Here is an 18,492-nt window from a genome sequence, read left to right as displayed (position 1 = left end):
ATGACAATTGTAGAAGCTGAAAAAATCGCTCAAAGCCAATTTGCTTGGGCGATTTTATTTATCATGCTCTTCTTATTTGTAATTCGATACTTAATCAGAACATCTGATAAGAGAGAGAAAAAGATTATGGATTTGTATGAGCAATCAAAAATAAATTCAAATAAACGGGAAGACCGCTTGATGAACCATCTTGAAAGGACGACAGAAAAATTGAGCGCAATTACTCACGAAATCGGTGGTATTCAAAAAGAGATGGTTCGCATGAATGATCGCATGGATGAAATCGAAGGGGCAAATTGAGGAGGTTTAGATGCGAAAACTAAACACAACTAATTTGGAACAGTTCGACGGTGGTTTTTTAGTTAAACAAGGCGATGTGGCTTCCACATTTGCCTTTTCTTTACTTGATGAAAATCATGATCCGATTCCACATCTTGAAGGACAAGAGGCATCTATCACGTTGACGAGAACGTTGATGAAAGGTTCGGAGCAATTACGCAAGACGGCAGTCGTGACAAATGGCGCAGTTGGTTTTAATCTAGGTATGATTTTACCTGCTGGCTTATATCGAATCGAGGTAAGTGTTGGTGGATATACATTCCCCAGTGACGACTCGACTCAAATTCGAATCACAGAATCGGATAAGAACCTGGTCACAGAGGAAGTTCATGCTCTTAAGGAGCTGGATATAGCAGAAGAAGTAAAAAAACAACTTGCAGGTAGGTCTGTAGGTAGCGATGGCACAGTAGGTCAGGAATTTCCTGACTTGCTAACGTTTTATAACTTAGGAAAGGTATAGGAAATTATGGATACAAGTAAATTGATTGCATTCGCTTCTGCAGTTGGAGCGGATAACAAGGCAATGATGCAGTTGATCAATACAAAGATTGACAACGCTACGTTAATGCAGGCTATCGAGCAGGCTAAAACAGCAGTTAAGGCTGATATTCTAGGCGATGGAGTCCCTGAAAATCTTGATACGCTTAAAGAGATTGCTGAGAAGATTGCCAGCATAAGTGGCGATACTGAAGGCGCAGTGGTGCAAAAACTGGCTGACCTGGGCCGTCGTATTGATGATTTTGCTAATCTCGACTTGGTCGCAACCTATAACGCTGCGAAAGCGTGATAGCCATGAGTAATTTAGAGGAATTTGCTAAAGCGGTTGGTCATGATGTGAAGGTGCTGAACCAAAAACTAAGCCCAAAATTAACTCTAACTGAAAATACCCTCGGCATTGTCGGGGGTAACAGGGTAACGCTACCGCTTCCTGAAAACGTAGGGCATGAAATCCGTGGTACAGGCTCACCAGAAGGCCGTATCGTTGCGGAAATCGGGACTACCTATGTAGATACCGCAGTGACGAATGGTGCACTTAAATGGATTAAAGAGAGCGGCAATGGCAATACGGGTTGGCGTGTTTTGATTGGTGATACTGGTTGGAAAACGTTAAACAGTGTCTCTAGAGCAGGCAACTCGTTCATTAAAATCAGACGAGTAAACAATCTTGTTACTTATCAATTCGGAGGTCTTCAATGGGGTTGGTTTGGAGTAGGTAGACGAGGTGGACCTGGATTTGTAAGACACAACAGCAGTGGAGACAAAGGGGCTAAACTTACTTATCCTAACGGAATTCCCGAAGGCTTTAGAAGTGAAACTTCACTTGTAGGACCAATTTATGACGATAAGGGGAGACCTTATGGAATTTGGTATTTAGGCGGTAAATCTGACTTAAATTTCATTCAATTCACATTTAACGAAGACATCCCAACAAACAAAGATATCGGAGATATCCGTGTAAGCGCCATCTCATACTTGACAGATGAGCCTTGGCCTACACAATTACCATAAGAAAGGAAAAACATATGACACAATTTAATGAACTTATTATCGCTTTTGCTACAGGCTTTTTAGCAGTAGCAGTAGGAAATATCGTGAAAGCAGTAAAAGACTACCTTTTGCGAAAAGGCGGAGAGAAAGCTGTAAAAATCGCTGAAATCCTTGCTAAGAACGCAGTCAACGCCGTAGAGCAGGTAGCAGCTGAAACAGGCTACAAAGGTGATGAAAAGCTGGAGCAAGCTCGTGATAAAATCCGTGCTGAACTTACAAAATACAACATCAGCATGACTGATCGTGACCTCGATACATTTGTCGAGTCAGCAGTGAAGCAGATGAACGACGCTTGGAAAGGAGATGATGCTAATGTCTAAGAAACAAGATATGATTAACGACCTCATGGCTCACGCTGATGCAGGTACTGGGGTTGACTATGATAAAATGTACGGCTACCAGTGCGCTGATGTGACGTGCTATGGAATCTACGAGTATTTCGGTACTCGTCTATGGGGTAACGCTATCGACTTGCTACGGTCTGCAGAATCAGCAGGCTTACAAGTTGTATATGGCGCTCAATACCCTAAGGCTGGCTGGTTCTTCGTTAAGAACTTCGTAGCAGGTGATGGTGTGAACTACGGTCATACTGGTCTTGTATATGAGGACTCAGACGGTTCTACCATTAAGACAATCGAGCAGAATATAGACGGGAACTGGGACTATCTTGAAGTTGGTGGGCCTTGTCGCTACAACGAGCGCTCTGTTGATTCGATTGTGGGGTATATCGTGCCACCTGAAGAGGATGAATCAGGCTGGAAGCATGATGACACTGGCTGGTGGTTGCGTCGTAAAGACGGCTCATATCCAACCGCTAAATTTGAAGCAGTTGATGGGAATTGGTTCTACTTCAACGAAAACGGCTATATGTATGAGAATCAATGGCTACTTCATACAGATGGTAAGTGGTACTGGTTTGACAAAGATGGCTACATGGCGAATAGCGGTTGGAAGAAGATCAATGGCAAATGGTACTATTTCAATGCAGACGGTGCTATGCAGACCGGCTGGGTTAAATACTACGAGAAGTGGTATTACCTCAATTCAGAGAATGGCGACATGGTATCGAATGCATTCGTCCCTTACAGCGGAGGCTACTACCTCATGCTTGAAGATGGTCGCTTGGCCGAAAAAGAAAGCTTCAATGTTGAGCCAGATGGCTTGATCACCACTAAATAATTTCAAAAAATAAAATGAAAGGAAAACTTTCTAAAATGTTCTTTCACCGCAGGCTAAGGCTTGCGGTTTTTTGTTTGCCCAAAAATACGCTTGATAATCGCTTGAAATTCCTGAAAAACATTTATAGATATAGGGTTAGGAGTGTTCTTTTTCGCTTGAATATCTTTATTTTGCTCTGAAATTGACTTGTCGAAATCAACAAATAACTTTATAAAGCGCTTGGTTGCCAGTTTTGTTGACGTTAACAAAATTAGAACTTGTATTTCTATTTTGCAAAAACACGCATTTTGAACGATTAGAAACCAAAATCATAATCCTATTGTTCAAAAAAACGCTTTCTTGAAGAATAGGGAGGGTGTATGGCAGGGCATTATTGTCAAAAACGGTGTTTTGTTAAAAATAAAAACAGTGAGTGATCGCGTTTTTTGTTAAAGAGTTATAAAAGGAGTTATAAAATTAAATATAGCTTGATTTAATAATGTTTCAGAGACTCCCACCGGCTCCATTATTCCTTTGCATTCCTTGGTAAAACGTTGTTAAATCAACGTTTTTTATTTTGAAGTTCTTTATAAAAACTAAAAAAATGAACTTAACGTTCAAAAATTAGACATAACAAATTAAAAAATATACCGATTTTTATCTCCCTGAATGATATAATGATTGTATATTGTGGATTTATTGTAATGTTGTGTTTGATTTTCAAAAAGAACAATTATCCAGAAAAAGAGGCTATGTAACATAGTTTTGAAATGATTCTTGAATTTGAACATTGGGTATAATTGAGTACGATGTTTAAAAAATTTTTGAATATAGACTTAGATACTTTATCTTGGTTGATAGAGTATTTACTTTAAAATACAAGGGGAAGCGGTTAAAAATTAAATAAACAAAAAATGATGTTTATTCGTGATGTTAGGTTTGATAAATCCAATCGTTCTAGTATTTTTATTTTTGGAGAATTACTCAAGAGGCTGAAGAGGACGGTTTGCTAAATCGTTAGGTCGGGTAACTGGCGCGAGGGTTCGAATCCCTCATTCTCCGTTAGAATAATCTTGAGATTTTCTAAATAAACACTCTTAGGGACTTTCTCCAAGAGTAAATTTTATAAAGAGGTATATTATGAAAAAAGTTAAGTTGCTTGGTATTTTAGCGCTGTCAGCCGTTGTCTTAGGTGCTTGTTCTTCAGTTCCGAGTCAGTCAGGGGCGAATTCTGACAAAACCGAACAAACTGATAAGAAAGAAGAATCAGTCAAAGAAAAAGTTACAAAAGATGCTGAAACTTTATTAGATGCAGTTTTGACTACTGATATTGCTAAGTTCAAAAAGATTTACGGCGAAACCTATGAAAAATGGACTGAGGCAGTATTTGCGGTTCAAACTAGTGAAAAGGTAAAAGATGATGGTCTTACACCAGCCTCTACCTATTCTGTTCAATGGCATGCTGATTTCCCTATTGAAACACCAGAAGAAACAATTACTGGTTTCTTAAAAGTAAGACGAAAAATGTTCCAAGAGATTGGTTCTTACTCTATTAAAGATGTTAAGTTAGACGAATCAGGGAGTTCAGCTACTGTAACTTTTACATCTAAAAAGTTGCATTCTAAGGGCTTGGCTTCTTCAACAAGAGACGTTTTAACTACTCTAATTGGAGGGATTGACAACTTAGGTAAGTACAATACTGCGGGATCAAATGTTGATATTAAACGATACCAAACATTAATTTCATACTGGATTTTTGAGCATCTGTTTAGGCATGATTTTACTATCTATAACGATGTTGACCCTAACTTAGCGTATACACCATTTACTACTGGAGATTTTGATACTGAAATCAAATTAACCAAAGATAAGGATGGCAACTGGCTTATTTCTCAAGAGGATTATCGTACTCTAGCAACCGAGTTAATTGATAATACAGAAGGTTATGATACTGTTGTCAGAAGCAATGTTTCAAAATCTAACGACAAAGGAAAATCTAGTGATAAATCGACAGGCAACTCAACAGATAAATCTTCAGATAAAAAAGATAAAAGTAGTATCTGATAATTAGTTTAAAAAGTAAAGCAAGTAGTTCATAATAGCTACTTGCTTTATTTCGTTTTATTAGTAAAAAAGATACAACATTTGTTGCATCCTAGAAATAATTTTTCTTTTCTACGGAAGACATGGGATTCGAACCCACGCACGCTGTTACACGCCTACCGCGTTTCCAACACGGCCTCTTAAGCCTCTTGAGTAATCTTCCAATACTTACTTAAATAGTCTATCATAAAGCCTCTTATCTTGCAATAAAAATTCTAGAAATAAGAAAAATGATAGATTTTGAAAGAAAATGATAAAAAATGCTTGACTTTGAAAGAAAGTGTGATAGAATGAATAGTGTAAACGATAACAGGAGGTGATTCAGTGTTAAAAACAGAGCGGAAACAACTGATTTTAGAGGAGTTAAATCAACATCATGTAGTTTCTCTAGAGAAATTAGTTAGTTTGTTAGAAACGTCAGAATCAACGGTTCGAAGAGACTTGGATGAGTTGGAAGCGGAAAACAAGCTTCGTCGCGTGCATGGTGGAGCAGAATTGCCCCATTCCTTGCAGGAAGAAGAAACCATTCAAGAAAAATCTGTCAAAAACCTTCAAGAGAAGAAGTTGCTGGCTCAGAAAGCAGCCTCTCTCATCAAGGAACAAGATGTCATCTTTATCGATGCTGGAACAACAACTGCTTTTTTGATTCATGAATTGGTCAATAAGAATGTTACAGTCGTGACCAACTCGATTCACCATGCTGCACAGTTGGTTGAAAAGCAGATTCCAACTGTCATGGTTGGAGGAAGTGTCAAGATGGCAACAGATGCTAGCATCGGGGGCGTTGCTCTTAATCAGATTAACCAATTGCACTTTGACCGTGCTTTTATCGGGATGAATGGTGTGGACGATGGTTATTATACGACTCCTGATATGGAGGAGGGAGCTGTGAAGCGTGCTATTTTGGAAAACGCCAAACAGACCTATGTCTTGGTGGATTCGTCTAAAATTGGACAAACTTGCTTTGCCAAGGTAGCACCACTCAAACGAGCTATTGTTATCACAAGTCAAGGGCATGAGCTCTTGCAGATTATTAAGGAGAAAACGGAGGTAATAGAAGTATGATTTATACAGTCACACTCAATCCATCCATTGACTATATCGTTCGTTTGGACCAAGTCCAAGTCGGTAGTGTCAATCGAATGGGTAGTGATGATAAGTTTGCTGGTGGGAAAGGAATCAATGTCAGTCGTGTCTTGAAGCGCTTAGATATTCCAAATACAGCGACGGGATTTATCGGTGGCTTTACTGGTAAATTTATCACAGATACTCTGGCTGATGAAGAAATCGAGACACGTTTTGTCCAAGTGGCAGAAGATACTCGTATCAATGTCAAGATTAAAGCAGACCAAGAGACAGAAATCAACGGGACTGGTCCAAATGTCGAGCCAGCCCAGCTAGAAGAATTGAAAGCTATTTTGTCTAGTTTAACAGCAGAAGATACAGTTGTCTTTGCTGGTTCAAGTGCTAAAAACCTAGGAAATGTTATCTACAAGGATTTGATTGCCTTGACACGTCAGACGGGTGCGCAAGTGGTTTGTGACTTTGAAGGTCAGACCTTGATTGATAGTTTGGACTACCAGCCACTTTTGGTCAAACCAAACAATCATGAACTTGGAGCGATTTTTGGGGTTAAACTCGAAAGTTTAGATGAAATTGAAAAATATGCTCGAGAATTGCTGGCTAAAGGTGCTCAAAACGTGATTATCTCTATGGCAGGTGATGGTGCCCTTCTTGTCACATCTGAGGGAGCATACTTTGCAAAACCTATTAAGGGAACAGTGAAAAATTCAGTGGGGGCTGGTGATTCTATGGTCGCTGGATTTACAGGTGAATTTGTCAAATCAAAAGACGCAGTAGAAGCCTTCAAATGGGGAGTTGCTTGTGGAACAGCAACGACCTTCTCAGATGACTTGGCAACAGCAGAATTTATTAAAGAAACATATGAAAAAGTTGAGGTAGAAAAACGATGAAAATTCAAGACCTATTGAGAAAAGATGTTATGTTGCTGGATTTGCAGGCGACTGAAAAAACAGCTGTCATCGACGAGATGATTAAAAGTTTGACAGACCACGGTTATGTGACAGATTTTGAAATCTTTAAAGAAGGCATCTTAGCGCGTGAAGCACTCACTTCTACTGGTTTGGGTGATGGAATCGCAATGCCTCACAGCAAAAACGTTGCTGTCAAAGAAGCTACAGTTCTCTTTGCTAAGTCAAATAAGGGTGTTGATTATGAGAGTTTGGATGGACAAGCAACTGATCTCTTCTTCATGATTGCGGCTCCAGAAGGTGCTAATGACACTCATTTAGCAGCCTTGGCAGAATTGTCTCAATACTTGATGAAAGACGGTTTTGCAGACAAACTTCGTCAAGTAATATCAGCTGACCAAGTCATTGAACTTTTTGACAAAGCTTCCGAAAAAACTGAAGAGCCTGTTCAAGCACCTGCTAATGACTCTGGTGACTTTATCGTGGCTGTTACAGCTTGTACGACAGGTATTGCCCACACTTACATGGCCCAAGAAGCCCTTCAAAAAGTGGCTGCTGAAATGGGTGTTGGTATAAAGGTCGAAACCAATGGTGCTAGCGGTGTTGGTAACCAACTAACTGCTGAAGACATCCGTAAGGCTAAAGCGGTTATTATCGCAGCAGACAAGGCTGTTGAAATGGATCGTTTCGATGGCAAACCATTGATCAATCGTCCAGTTGCTGACGGTATCCGTAAAACAGAAGAGCTGATTAACTTGGCTATTTCAGGAGATGCTGAAGTCTACCGTGCTGCTAATGGAGGCAAAGCTGCAACAGCCTCTAACGAAAAACAAAGCCTTGGTGGTGCCTTCTACAAACACTTGATGAGTGGTGTATCCCAAATGTTGCCATTCGTTATCGGTGGTGGTATCATGATTGCCCTTGCCTTCTTGATTGACGGTGCTTTGGGTGTTCCAAATGAAAACCTTGGCAATCTTGGTTCCTACCATGAGCTAGCTTCTATGTTCATGAAAATTGGTGGAGCTGCCTTTGGTTTGATGCTTCCAGTCTTTGCAGGTTATGTTGCCTATTCTATTGCTGAAAAACCAGGTTTGGTAGCAGGTTTCGTGGCTGGTGCTATTGCCAAAGAAGGGTTTGCCTTTGGGAAAATCCCTTATGCAGCAGGTGGTGAAGCAACGTCAACTCTTGCAGGTGTCTCATCTGGTTTCCTAGGTGCCCTTGTGGGTGGATTTATCGCAGGTGCTTTGGTTCTTGCTATCAAGAAATACGTTAAAGTTCCTCGTTCACTTGAAGGTGCTAAATCAATCCTTCTTTTGCCACTTCTTGGAACAATCTTGACTGGATTTGTTATGCTAGCTGTTAACATCCCAATGGCAGCAATCAACACTGCTATGAATGACTTCCTAGGCGGTCTTGGAGGAGGTTCAGCTGTCCTTCTTGGTATTGTTCTTGGAGGAATGATGGCTGTCGACATGGGTGGACCAGTTAACAAAGCTGCCTATGTCTTTGGTACAGGTACGCTCGCAGCAACTGTTTCTTCAGGTGGTTCTGTGGCTATGGCAGCAGTTATGGCTGGAGGAATGGTGCCACCACTTGCAATCTTTGTCGCAACTCTTCTTTTCAAAGATAAATTTACTAAGGAAGAACGCAACTCTGGTTTGACCAACATCATCATGGGCTTGTCATTTATTACTGAGGGAGCGATTCCATTTGGTGCCGCTGACCCAGCTCGTGCGATTCCAAGCTTCATTCTTGGTTCAGCAGTAGCAGGCGGCCTTGTTGGTCTTACTGGTATCAAACTCATGGCGCCACACGGAGGAATCTTCGTTATCGCCCTTACTTCAAATGCTCTCCTTTACCTCGTTTATGTCTTGGTAGGAGCAATCGTAAGTGGTGTAGTCTATGGTTACCTACGCAAACCACAAGCATAAAACTTAGATAGAAAATAAAAAGATTGGACCGTTTGGTGCAGTCTTTTTCTCTTTCCGAAATGACTGTGAAATATGGTATAATAGAAGAATGGCAAACAAGAATACAAGTAAAACAAGACGGAGACCGTCTAAAGCAGAACTCGAAAGAAAAGAAGCGATTCAACGAATGTTGATTTCGTTGGGAATCGCCCTTTTATTGATTTTCGCAGCCTTTAAATTAGGGGCTGCAGGTATCACCCTTTACAATTTAATTCGCTTGCTGGTGGGTAGCCTAGCTTATCTGGCAATATTTGGTATCCTGCTCTATCTCTTCTTCTTCAAGTGGATACGAAAACAGGAAGGGCTCCTATCTGGATTTTTCACCATATTTGCAGGTTTGCTCTTGATTTTTGAGGCCTATTTGGTTTGGAAATATGGTTTGGACAAGTCGGTATTAAAAGGGACCATGGCTCAGGTTGTGACTGATCTGACTGGTTTTCGAACGACCAGTTTTGCTGGTGGAGGCTTGATTGGTGTTGGACTCTATGTGCCAACAGCCTTTCTCTTCTCAAATATCGGTACTTACTTTATTGGTTCTATCTTGATTTTAGTTGGTGCTCTCCTAGTCAGTCCTTGGTCTGTTTACGATATTGCTGAATTTTTCAGTAGAGGCTTTGCCAAGTGGCGGGAAGGGCATGAGCGTCGAAAAGAGGAACGCTTTGTCAAACAAGAAGAAAAAGCTCGTCAAAAGGCTGAGCAAGAGGCTAGATTAGAAAAAGAAGAGGCTGAAAAAGCCTTACTCGATATGCCTCCTGTTGATATGGAAACGGGTGAAATTCTGACAGAAGATGTTGTGCTTGACGTTCCACCTGTTCCGGAAGAAGAGTGGGTAGAACCAGAAATCATCCTGCCTCAAGCTGAACATGAATTCCCTGAACATGAGGAGGTTTTTGATGATGAAGATGTACAAGTTGATTTTTCAGCCAAGGAGGCTCTTGAATACAAACTTCCAAGCATACAACTCTTTGCCCCAGATAAACCAAAAGACCAGTCTAAAGAGAAGAAAATCGTTCGGGAAAATATCAAAATCCTAGAAGAAACCTTTGCTAGCTTCGGTATCAAGGTAACAGTTGAACGGGCCGAAATTGGGCCATCAGTGACCAAGTATGAAGTCAAGCCAGCAGTGGGTGTAAGGGTCAACCGCATCTCCAATCTCGCAGATGACCTCGCTCTAGCCTTGGCGGCCAAGGATGTCCGGATTGAAGCACCTATCCCAGGGAAATCCCTAGTCGGAATCGAAGTACCCAACTCTGAGATTGCGACTGTATCTTTCCGCGAACTATGGGAACAATCTCAAACAAAAGCAGAAAATCTCTTGGAAATTCCTTTAGGAAAGGCTGTTAATGGCACCGCAAGAGCTTTTGACCTTTCTAAAATGCCCCACTTGCTAGTTGCAGGTTCAACGGGTTCAGGGAAGTCAGTAGCGGTTAACGGCATTATCGCTAGCATTCTGATGAAAGCAAGACCCGACCAGGTCAAGTTTATGATGGTGGACCCTAAGATGGTTGAGTTGTCTGTTTACAATGACATTCCCCACCTCTTGATTCCAGTTGTGACCAATCCACGTAAGGCTAGCAAGGCTTTGCAAAAGGTCGTGGATGAAATGGAAAATCGTTATGAACTCTTTGCCAAGGTGGGAGTTCGGAATATTGCAGGTTTTAATGCCAAGGTAGAAGAGTTCAATGCCCAGTCTGAGTACAAGCAGGTTCCGCTACCGCTCATTGTCGTGATTGTGGATGAGTTGGCTGACCTCATGATGGTAGCCAGCAAGGAAGTGGAAGATGCTATCATTCGTCTCGGACAGAAGGCGCGTGCTGCAGGTATCCACATGATTCTTGCAACCCAGCGTCCATCCGTTGATGTCATCTCTGGTCTGATCAAGGCCAATGTTCCTTCTCGTGTCGCTTTCGCAGTTTCATCAGGAACAGATTCCCGTACTATTTTAGATGAAAATGGAGCTGAGAAACTACTTGGTCGAGGAGACATGCTCTTTAAACCGATTGATGAAAATCATCCAGTTCGTCTGCAAGGATCCTTTATCTCGGATGATGATGTCGAGCGCATCGTAAACTTCATTAAGGCTCAGGCAGATGCGGACTACGATGAGAGTTTTGATCCAGGTGAGGTTTCTGAAAATGACGGAGAATTTTCAGATGGTGAATCTGGTGGTGATCCGCTCTTTGAAGAAGCCAAGGCTTTGGTAATCGAAACTCAGAAAGCCAGCGCCTCTATGATTCAGCGTCGTTTGTCAGTTGGATTTAACCGTGCGACTCGCCTTATGGAAGAGCTTGAGATGGCAGGTGTCATTGGTCCAGCTGAAGGTACCAAACCAAGAAAAGTTTTACAACAATAAAAAAATAGCTTCTTTCCAAGTTTGGAGGGAAGCTATTTTACTGGCTATTGATTACTTTTATTTTCTGAAGTTGGAGTATTATTGGACTGTTTTTCATTATCAGCGGCAGGTTTACTTGGAGTAGGAGTAGAAGAATCCTGAGTTGCTGCTTTCTGCTCTTCTTTTTTCTCTTCCTTGACGCTAGATTTTGGTGTTTCCTCTTGCTGTGTTTTTTCTTGAGAAGTGTTATTTTCCTTATTGGGACTAGTGTTTTCCTGAGGGGATTCCTTTTGAATTTCTTTGACAATTGTTGTCGTCTGGCTTGTCGTAGGTTCTTTTTTAGTATTTTTATTATTATCCAAGGCGTTCATGATAGTGATACTTGCAGTAATTAAGCCAAGGATACTACCGATAGTGGCAACAGTTTTTTGAAAGACCGTAAAGCCTTTTTTGATGTGTTCTGTTTTTGGTTTTGAAGTTCTACGATAATTAGACATATATTCTCTCCTTTAATTAAAATTTATTATACCGCATTTCTTTAAAAAAATCTTAAAAAAAGAGGAATTGCCCTTTCTTGTCGCAGACTCCGTTTCATGATACAATAGAAGGAGTGATTTTAGAAAGCGTGAGAAAACATGATTTACTTTGATAATTCGGCGACGACCAAGCCCTATCCTGAAGCCCTTGAAACTTATATGCAGGTCGCTTCAAAAATTTTAGGAAATCCATCTAGTCTCCATCGTTTGGGAGACCAGGCAACACGAATCTTAGATGCTTCTCGCCAACAGATTGCAGATTTAATCGGTAAGAAAAGCGATGAAATCTTCTTTACTTCTGGTGGGACAGAAGGAGATAACTGGGTCATCAAGGGTGTGACCTTTGAAAAGGCTCAGTTTGGAAAACACATCATTGTATCAGCCATTGAACATCCGGCAGTCAAAGAGTCAGCCCTCTGGTTGAAAAGTCAAGGATTTGAAGTAGATTTTGCTCCAGTTGATAACAAAGGATTTGTAGATGTTGAAGCGTTATCAGATTTGATAAGACCTGATACGACCCTCGTTTCCGTCATGGCTGTGAACAATGAAATCGGCTCGATTCAACCTATTCAAGCTATTTCAGAACTATTGGCAGACAAGCCAACTATTTCCTTCCACGTTGATGCGGTTCAGGCACTTGCCAAGATTCCGACTGAAAAGTATCTGACAGAACGAGTGGATTTTGCGACTTTCTCTAGTCACAAGTTTCACGGAGTTCGAGGTGTTGGATTTGTCTATATCAAGTCTGGCAAGAAGATTACGCCTCTGTTGACTGGTGGTGGTCAGGAGCGTGATTATCGTTCAACAACTGAAAATGTGGCAGGAATTGCAGCGACAGCCAAGGCTCTCCGTTTGTCTATGGAAAAGCTAGGTTTCTTTACTAGCAAGACTGGGCAGATGAAGGCAGTGATTCGCCAAGCCCTTCTGGACTATCCAGATATTTTTGTCTTTTCAGATGAGGAAGACTTTGCCCCTCATATTCTGACTTTTGGAATCAAGGGTGTTCGCGGTGAAGTCATTGTTCATGCCTTTGAAGACTATGATATTTTCATCTCAACGACCTCTGCTTGTTCATCCAAGGCAGGGAAGCCTGCAGGGACTTTGATTGCCATGGGAGTGGACAAGGATAAGGCCCAGTCAGCTGTACGTTTAAGCCTAGACCTTGAAAATGATATGAGTCAGATTGAGCAGTTTTTGACCAAGTTAAAATTGATTTACAATCAAACTAGAAAAGTAAGATAGGAGCATTCATGCAGTATTCAGAAATTATGATTCGCTACGGTGAGCTGTCAACCAAGGGCAAAAACCGTATGCGTTTCATCAATAAACTTCGCAATAATATTTCAGACGTTTTGTCTATCTATCCCCAAGTTAAGGTAACAGCAGATCGTGACCGTGCCCACGCTTACCTCAATGGAGCAGATTACACAGCAGTAGCAGAATCACTCAAACAAGTTTTTGGAATTCAAAACTTTTCCCCTGTTTATAAGGTTGAAAAATCTGTAGAAGTTCTGAAGTCTGCTGTCCAAGAGATTATGCAGGACATCTACAAGGATGGCATGACCTTTAAAATTTCTAGCAAGCGTAGCGACCACAACTTTGAGTTGGATAGTCGTGAACTCAATCAAACACTTGGAGGAGCTGTATTCGAAGCCATTCCAAATGTGCAAGCTCAAATGAAAAGTCCTGACATCAATCTTCAGGTGGAAATCCGTGAAGAAGCAGCCTATCTTTCTTTTGAAACTATTCGTGGGGCTGGTGGTTTGCCAGTTGGAACTTCAGGTAAAGGGATGCTCATGTTGTCAGGAGGGATTGACTCACCTGTAGCAGGTTATCTTGCTCTTAAGCGTGGGGTAGATATTGAGGCCGTTCACTTTGCCAGCCCACCTTATACTAGTCCAGGCGCTCTCAAGAAAGCCCAAGATTTGACCCGTAAATTAACCAAGTTTGGGGGAAATATCCAGTTTATCGAAGTGCCTTTTACAGAGATTCAAGAAGAAATCAAGGCTAAAGCGCCAGAAGCTTACTTGATGACTCTAACTCGTCGCTTTATGATGCGTATTACAGATCGTATTCGTGAGGTACGAAATGGTTTAGTTATCATCAATGGAGAAAGCCTAGGTCAAGTAGCCAGCCAAACCTTGGAGAGCATGCAGGCTATCAATGCAGTTACCAACACTCCCATCATCCGTCCAGTTGTGACAATGGATAAGTTGGAAATCATTGACATCGCCCAGGAAATCGATACCTTTGACATTTCAATCCAACCGTTTGAAGACTGCTGTACGATTTTTGCGCCAGATCGTCCGAAAACAAATCCTAAGATTAAGAATGCGGAGCAGTATGAAGCTCGTATGGATGTTGAAGGATTAGTAGAGCGAGCAGTGGCTGGAATCATGATTACTGAGATTACACCGCAGGCTGAAAAAGATGAAGTCGATGACTTGATTGACAATCTTCTCTAATCAGAAAATCCAAAAGAATTTAGAAAAATAGATGAAAAAGTTAGTTTTTAATTCCAAAAGTGGAAGCAAAACTAACTTTTTTTCTATAATTGTGATATAATAAAATAAAATTTTGAATATAGAGAGTTTTCTGACAATGAATCAATCCTACTTTTATTTAAAAATGAAAGAACATAAACTCAAGGTTCCTTATACAGGTAAGGAACGTCGTGTACGTGTTCTTCTGCCTAAAGATTATGAGAAAGACACGGATCGTTCCTATCCCGTTGTTTACTTTCATGACGGGCAAAATGTTTTTTATAGCAAGGAGTCTTTCATTGGTCATTCATGGAAGATTATCCCAGCTATTAAGCGTAATCCTGATATCAGTCGCATGATTGTCGTCGCCATTGACAATGATGGTATGGGGCGGATGAATGAGTATGCGGCTTGGAAGTTCCAAGAATCTCCTATCCCAGGACAGCAATTTGGCGGTAAGGGCGTGGAGTATGCCGAGTTTGTTATGGAGGTGGTCAAGCCATTTATCGATGAGACCTACCGTACTAAAGCTGACCGCCAGCATACGGCTATGATTGGGTCTTCACTAGGAGGCAATATTACCCAGTTTATCGGTTTGGAATATCAAGACCAGATTGGTTGTCTAGGGGTCTTTTCATCTGCTAACTGGCTCCATCAAGAAGCTTTTAATCGCTATATCGAGCGCAAGAAACTATCGCCTGACCAGCGTATCTTTATCTATGTTGGAACAGAAGAAGCAGATGATACGGACAAGACCCTGATGGCTGGTAATATCAAACAAGCCTATATCGATTCGTCTCTTCGCTATTACCATGATTTGATAGCAGGTGGGGTACACTTAGATAATCTTGTCTTGAAAGTTCAGTCTGGTGCCATCCATAGTGAAATCCCTTGGTCGGAGAATTTACCAGACTGTCTGAGATTTTTTGCAGAGAAATGGTAAGTTAGAAAAGGAGAAAGCCAATGCATATTGAACATCTTAGCCATTGGAGTGGCAATCTTAATCGTGAAATGTACCTTAATCGTTATGGACACGCTGGGATTCCAGTTGTGGTTTTTGCTTCATCAGGTGGTAGTCACAACGAATACTATGATTTCGGCATGATTGATGCCTGTGCTTCTTTTATCGAGGAAGGCCGTGTCCAGTTCTTTACCCTATCCAGTGTTGACAGTGAGAGCTGGTTGGCAACTTGGAAAAATGGTCACGACCAAGCAGAGATGCACCGTGCCTACGAGCGCTATGTGATTGATGAGGCCATTCCTTTTATCAAGTATAAGACAGGTTGGTTTGATGGTATGATGACGACAGGTTGCTCGATGGGCGCCTACCATGCAGTCAACTTTTTTCTCCAACATCCAGATGTCTTTACCAAGGTGATTGCTCTTAGTGGTGTTTACGACGCACGTTTCTTTGTTGGCGATTACTACAATGACGATGCTATTTATCAAAACTCGCCAGTAGATTATATCTGGAATCAGAATGACGGCTGGTTTATTGACCGTTACCGTCAGGCAGAGATTGTGCTGTGTACGGGTCTTGGAGCCTGGGAACAAGACGGTCTACCATCTTTCTACAAGCTTAAAGAAGCCTTTGACCAGAAACAAATTCCAGCCTGGTTTGCTGAATGGGGACACGATGTCGCCCACGACTGGGAATGGTGGCGCAAACAAATGCCCTATTTTCTTGGACACCTGTATCTATAAAAGGAGTTACCTATGAGTTACCTTGTTATTTCTCCCTATTATCCACAAAACTTTCAACAGTTTACCATTGAGCTAGCCAATAAAGGCATTACCGTCTTGGGAATTGGTCAAGAGCCCTACGAGCAACTGGATGATCCCTTGCGCAATAGCCTGACTGAGTATTTCCGCGTTGATAATCTTGAGAACATAGACGAAGTCAAGCGCGCTGTTGCTTTTCTCTTTTATAAACATGGTCCAATTGACCGTATCGAGTCTCATAATGAATACTGGCTTGAGCTGGATGCAACACTCAGAGAACAATTCAATGTCTTTGGTGCCAAACCAGAGGATCTCAAAAAGACGAAATTTAAGTCTGAAATGAAGAAACTCTTCAAAAAAGCAGGTGTCCCAGTGGTACCTGGAGCTGTTATCAAGACGGAAGCAGATGTGGATCAAGCTGTGAATGAAATCGGCCTTCCAATGATTGCCAAACCTGACAATGGAGTGGGAGCAGCCGCGACCTTTAAGCTTGAAACAGAAGACGATATCAATCACTTCAAGCAAGAGTGGGACCATTCAACTATTTATTTCTTTGAAAAATTTGTCACTTCCAGCGAAATTTGCACCTTTGATGGTCTAGTGGACAAGGATGGTAAGATTGTCTTTTCAACAACTTTTGATTACGCCTATACACCGCTTGATCTCATGATTTACAAGATGGACAATTCTTATTACGTTCTCAAGGATATGGATCCTAAATTACGTAAATATGGTGAGGCAATTGTCAAAGAATTTGGTATGAAAGAACGGTTCTTCCATATCGAGTTCTTCCGTGAAGGGGATGATTACATCGCCATTGAGTACAATAACCGCCCTGCAGGTGGTTTTACCATTGATGTTTATAACTTTGCCCATTCCTTGGACCTCTATCGTGGATATGCAGCTATTGTAGCAGGCGAAGAGTTCCCAGCGTCGGACTTTGAAGCTCAATATTGTTTAGCTACATCCCGTCGTGCGAATGTTCACTATGTCTATTCTGAGGAGGACTTGCTTGCCAAATACAGCCATCAGTTCAAGGTTAAAAAAATCATGCCTGCAGCCTTTGCGGAACTTCAAGGGGATTACCTTTATATGTTGACAACTCCGAGTCGACAAGAAATGGAGCAGATGATTGCTGATTTCGGACAACGTCAAGAATAAGAACTCTCGGATTAAGGAAATGCACCTCCTTAATCCTTTTGTTTCAATAAGAGAAATAAAACCGCTTTCCCATATATTCTTTTAGAAAACCTGTTGCTAAAAGATATAAAAATTGATAGAATAAAGATTGTCTAAAAAATTTTAAGGAGAATCTATCAAATGGATTTCACATGGGCAATTAAATATGCCACTGAATTTTTGGCCACTGCTATTTTGATCATTCTTGGAAATGGTGCAGTTGCCAACGTTGAACTTAAAGGTACGAAAGGTCACCAAAGTGGCTGGATCGTTATCGCTGTTGGTTATGGTATGGGGGTTATGATCCCAGCCTTGATGTTTGGTAACGTATCAGGTAACCACATTAACCCAGCCTTCACTCTTGGACTTGCGATCAGCGGTCTCTTCCCTTGGGCACAAGTTGCGCCTTATATCATCGCACAAGTTTTGGGTGCTATCTTTGGTCAAGCCTTGGTTGTGGCAACACACCGCCCATATTACTTGAAAACTGAAAATCCAAACAACATTTTGGGTACTTTCTCAACCATTTCAAGTTTGGATAATGGTACAAAAGAAGCACGTTTCGCAGCAACTGTTAACGGTTTTGTAAACGAGTTTGTTGGTTCATTTGTTCTTTTCTTTGCAGCTCTTGGAATGACTAAAAACTTCTTTGGTGCTGAACTAGTATCAAAAGCACAAGCAGCTATCAATGCTCAAGTTGCTCAAGCAACTACTCAAGGTCAAACAATTCCTCAAGAGCAAGTAACAGCAGCACTTGACCAAGCTAAAGAACAAGTAGCACCATTTATGACATCTGGTCTTGGAATTGCTCACTTGGCACTTGGATTCCTTGTTATGGCCTTGGTAACATCACTTGGTGGCCCTACAGGACCTGCCTTGAACCCAGCCCGTGACTTGGGACCACGTCTCCTTCATGCTTTCCTTCCAAAATCAGTTCTTGGTGAGCACAAAGGTGATTCAAAATGGTGGTACTCTTGGGTACCAGTAGTAGCACCGATCGCAGCAGCAATTGCGGCAGTAGCTATCTTCAAATTCCTTTACCTATAAGAAATTGAAACCGGGGCAATCCTCGGTTTTTTAGATGAAATTTTTACGAAAAATCGGTAAATTTGAGCATAATATCTTGTAAAA

General features: G+C 41.4%; 18 protein-coding genes and 2 tRNA genes. 18 read left to right on the top strand and 2 right to left on the bottom strand.

What is annotated here, in order from left to right:
* The 8 genes from D8849_RS02015 (at position 1) to D8849_RS01975 (ending at position 5,109) form a co-directional block, all read left to right on the top strand.
* Positions 1-300: a hypothetical protein gene (locus D8849_RS02015; protein ID WP_125386033.1), complete on the top strand. Its 300-nt coding sequence runs from the start codon at positions 1-3 to the stop codon at positions 298-300.
* A 10-nt stretch (positions 301-310) separates the two neighbouring features.
* The gene (locus tag D8849_RS02010) at positions 311-799 is read left to right on the top strand and encodes a hypothetical protein (RefSeq protein ID WP_125386032.1); all 489 of its coding nucleotides are present in this window, start codon (positions 311-313) and stop codon (positions 797-799) included.
* A gap of 6 nt (positions 800-805) precedes the next feature.
* Positions 806-1,126: a hypothetical protein gene (locus D8849_RS02005; RefSeq protein ID WP_125386031.1), complete on the top strand. Its 321-nt coding sequence runs from the start codon at positions 806-808 to the stop codon at positions 1,124-1,126.
* A 5-nt stretch (positions 1,127-1,131) separates the two neighbouring features.
* Positions 1,132-1,848, top strand: coding sequence for a hypothetical protein (locus D8849_RS02000; protein ID WP_125386030.1), 717 nt, complete (start codon positions 1,132-1,134; stop codon positions 1,846-1,848).
* Between the two features lie 14 nt (positions 1,849-1,862).
* On the top strand, positions 1,863-2,207 hold the full coding sequence (locus D8849_RS01995; protein ID WP_125386029.1) for a phage holin: 345 nt from the start codon (positions 1,863-1,865) through the stop codon (positions 2,205-2,207).
* The gene (locus D8849_RS01990) at positions 2,200-3,066 is read left to right on the top strand and encodes a CHAP domain-containing protein (RefSeq protein ID WP_125386028.1); all 867 of its coding nucleotides are present in this window, start codon (positions 2,200-2,202) and stop codon (positions 3,064-3,066) included. Before D8849_RS01995 ends, D8849_RS01990 begins: the two co-directional genes overlap by 8 nt.
* A 953-nt stretch (positions 3,067-4,019) precedes the next feature.
* A tRNA-Ser gene (locus D8849_RS01980) sits at positions 4,020-4,107 on the top strand.
* A 78-nt stretch (positions 4,108-4,185) separates the two neighbouring features.
* Positions 4,186-5,109 carry a hypothetical protein gene (locus tag D8849_RS01975; protein ID WP_125386026.1) on the top strand — a complete coding sequence of 308 codons (924 nt, stop codon included), beginning with the start codon at positions 4,186-4,188 and terminating at the stop codon, positions 5,107-5,109.
* A gap of 114 nt (positions 5,110-5,223) precedes the next feature.
* On the opposite strand, the gene D8849_RS01970 is transcribed toward D8849_RS01975, so the two are convergent.
* Positions 5,224-5,311: transfer RNA gene (locus D8849_RS01970), tRNA-Ser, on the bottom strand.
* Between the two features lie 161 nt (positions 5,312-5,472).
* Here D8849_RS01970 and D8849_RS01965 point away from each other — a divergent pair.
* The 4 genes from D8849_RS01965 to D8849_RS01950 all read left to right on the top strand — a co-directional run bounded on the left by D8849_RS01965 (position 5,473) and on the right by D8849_RS01950 (position 11,462).
* A complete protein-coding gene (locus tag D8849_RS01965; RefSeq protein ID WP_125386025.1) occupies positions 5,473-6,213 on the top strand; it encodes a DeoR/GlpR family DNA-binding transcription regulator in 741 nt (246 codons plus the stop codon).
* Positions 6,210-7,121, top strand: a complete 912-nt coding sequence (gene pfkB, locus D8849_RS01960) for a 1-phosphofructokinase (RefSeq protein WP_125386024.1) — start codon at positions 6,210-6,212, stop codon at positions 7,119-7,121. The genes D8849_RS01965 and pfkB overlap by 4 nt, the downstream gene beginning before the upstream one ends.
* Positions 7,118-9,070, top strand: coding sequence for a fructose-specific PTS transporter subunit EIIC (locus D8849_RS01955; RefSeq protein ID WP_125386023.1), 1,953 nt, complete (start codon positions 7,118-7,120; stop codon positions 9,068-9,070). The genes pfkB and D8849_RS01955 overlap by 4 nt, the downstream gene beginning before the upstream one ends.
* Positions 9,071-9,158: 88 nt before the next feature.
* Positions 9,159-11,462: a DNA translocase FtsK gene (locus D8849_RS01950; protein WP_125386022.1), complete on the top strand. Its 2,304-nt coding sequence runs from the start codon at positions 9,159-9,161 to the stop codon at positions 11,460-11,462.
* Between the two features lie 44 nt (positions 11,463-11,506).
* Here D8849_RS01950 and D8849_RS01945 read toward each other — a convergent pair whose 3' ends face one another.
* Positions 11,507-11,938, bottom strand: a complete 432-nt coding sequence (locus D8849_RS01945) for a DUF6556 family protein (RefSeq protein ID WP_024057333.1) — start codon at positions 11,936-11,938, stop codon at positions 11,507-11,509.
* Positions 11,939-12,076: 138 nt separating this feature from the next.
* Here D8849_RS01945 and D8849_RS01940 point away from each other — a divergent pair, with 138 nt between their 5' ends.
* The 6 genes from D8849_RS01940 (at position 12,077) to gla (ending at position 18,408) form a co-directional block, all read left to right on the top strand.
* A complete protein-coding gene (locus tag D8849_RS01940; RefSeq protein ID WP_125386021.1) occupies positions 12,077-13,219 on the top strand; it encodes a cysteine desulfurase family protein in 1,143 nt (380 codons plus the stop codon).
* Positions 13,220-13,227: 8 nt separating this feature from the next.
* Complete coding sequence (gene thiI / locus D8849_RS01935) at positions 13,228-14,442, top strand: tRNA uracil 4-sulfurtransferase ThiI (protein ID WP_125386020.1); 1,215 nt, start codon at positions 13,228-13,230, stop codon at positions 14,440-14,442.
* A 136-nt stretch (positions 14,443-14,578) separates the two neighbouring features.
* On the top strand, positions 14,579-15,403 hold the full coding sequence (locus D8849_RS01930) for an alpha/beta hydrolase (protein ID WP_033685208.1): 825 nt from the start codon (positions 14,579-14,581) through the stop codon (positions 15,401-15,403).
* 20 nt (positions 15,404-15,423) lie between these two features.
* Positions 15,424-16,164 carry an esterase family protein gene (locus D8849_RS01925; protein WP_125386019.1) on the top strand — a complete coding sequence of 247 codons (741 nt, stop codon included), beginning with the start codon at positions 15,424-15,426 and terminating at the stop codon, positions 16,162-16,164.
* Positions 16,165-16,176: 12 nt separating this feature from the next.
* Positions 16,177-17,343 carry an ATP-grasp domain-containing protein gene (locus D8849_RS01920; protein WP_125386018.1) on the top strand — a complete coding sequence of 389 codons (1,167 nt, stop codon included), beginning with the start codon at positions 16,177-16,179 and terminating at the stop codon, positions 17,341-17,343.
* A gap of 159 nt (positions 17,344-17,502) precedes the next feature.
* A complete protein-coding gene (gene gla, locus D8849_RS01915) occupies positions 17,503-18,408 on the top strand; it encodes an aquaglyceroporin Gla (protein WP_125386017.1) in 906 nt (301 codons plus the stop codon).
* Positions 18,409-18,492: the final 84 nt, after the last annotated feature.

This window comes from Streptococcus mitis, from assembly GCF_003942765.1.
In the GTDB taxonomy this organism is placed as follows: domain Bacteria; phylum Bacillota; class Bacilli; order Lactobacillales; family Streptococcaceae; genus Streptococcus; species Streptococcus mitis_BE.
Note: the sequence above shows the minus strand (reverse complement) of the source record. Positions and strands in the feature narration are given on the sequence as shown.